Source organism: bacterium (assembly GCA_040756715.1).
Taxonomy (GTDB): Bacteria; UBA9089; UBA9088; order UBA9088; family UBA9088; genus JBFLYE01.
Genome location: JBFLYE010000166.1, coordinates 3,279 through 4,888 on the forward strand (window position 1 = coordinate 3,279; position 1,610 = coordinate 4,888).

Genomic DNA, 1,610 nt, shown 5'->3' on the forward strand with positions numbered 1-1,610 from the left:
CTATCCTGAAGGCTTATCTTTATTCCATCCTGGGTGGGAAGGATGCGAACTAAGCCAAGTGTCTTTTCTTCCTTAAATCCATGCTCAATCTGTTCAATGTATCTTTGCTTGAAGACAGAGACACCTGATATTCTATATCCCATCATCTCAGAGGATGTCTTCTTTATCTCCCCCTTTTCTGGTCTTTTCTCACCACCTCCCTCAAAGATGGAGAATACCCTTGAGAATGCGGTTGCCATTGCCTTGAATTTGCTCTCTGAAATCCCACCTGATGAGCAGAGGATAATAAATACACCGAGAAGGAGGGTAATCATATCTGCATATGTGATAAGCCATCTTAAGCCACCAGCTGTTTCACACTTTACCTCTTCCTTCTCTTTTTCTTTCTTTTTTTCTGGCTCTGGTGCCTCCTTTTTTTTCTCTGCCATTATTCCTTCTTTGCCTTAACAGGATAGGTCTTTGGTGAGAAGAATGCCCTAAGTCTTTCCTCAAGAATCCTTGGGTTATCTCCAGCCTGGATTGAAAGAACGCCGGTAATGATGACTTCCTTTAGGAATACCTCCTCCTTGGTTAAGGTAGCAAGCTTGGTTGACATAGGGATAAAGACTAAATTTGCAATGGCAACCCCATAGAATGAGGCAATAAAGGCAATGGCTAGGGCATGGACGGTCTTCATAATATCACCACCACCCATCTGGGCTAAAGCACCAGTTAATCCCATAATCGCACCCAAAATGCCCATGGTGGGAGCAATACCACCCATAGTCATAAGATAGCTATCACCCACCTTATGCCTCTCCTCCATTCCAGCAAGGTCTGTCTCAAGGACAGCACGGATTAAGGCAGGGTCAAGGCCATCAACCACGAGCTGCATTCCCTTCTTAAAAAATGGTTCTTTTATGCCTTCAAGGTCTGCCTCTAAAGATAAAAGCCCCTCCCTCCTTGCCTTCTGGGCAAATGCAATCATCTGCTCAATTATCTCTCCTGCCTCAAACTTTGGATGGACAAAAACAAGCTTGCAATATGTAGGAAGAAGCTTTACATGTTCTGGAAGATAACAAGAGGAAGAAGCAAATAGGGTTCCCAAACCAATGATTACCATCCCTGGGATGTTTAAATAGCCATGTCCAACAATCCCTACGGTTTCAAGCGTAACCGCCCCAATCATTGCGGCAATCCCACCGAGAATCCCAATTAAAGAAACAAGATCCATATTTATATTTTATTCTTTATCTCAATTTTTTTCAATAATTATTTTTTATGTGTAGTTACAATATCAAAATGCAACACTTATAGTTAATTCCATAACGCTTTATAAAATTTTGAATTTTGAATGTTGAATTAAAAGGGGAAAATTTTATAAAACTTAACCTTTTTCAATCCAAAATTCAAAATTTGGATGAATTTTTAAACAGCTATAAGAGCTCAACAACCCCCTTTGTAAAATTGATTTTAAAGCTCATAATCGCTCAATAACTTTATTCCCATCAGAATGTCCTTACCCCCTTTGATACACTATTTTGTTACAAAAACTATAGTTAATTCCATAACGCTTTACAATCAATTTTACAAAGGGGGTTGTTGAGCTCTTATAGCTGTTTAAAAATTCA

Annotated in this window: 2 protein-coding genes; both read right to left on the bottom strand. The window is 39.6% G+C overall.

Annotated features, from left to right (window positions below):
* Positions 1-428, bottom strand: a 428-nt coding sequence (locus AB1397_06140) for a flagellar motor protein MotB (protein ID MEW6482562.1), incomplete at its 3' end; no start/stop codon positions are given.
* A complete protein-coding gene (locus AB1397_06145; protein MEW6482563.1) occupies positions 428-1,213 on the bottom strand; it encodes a MotA/TolQ/ExbB proton channel family protein in 786 nt (261 codons plus the stop codon). The genes AB1397_06145 and AB1397_06140, both read right to left, overlap by 1 nt.
* Positions 1,214-1,610 lie beyond the last annotated feature (397 nt).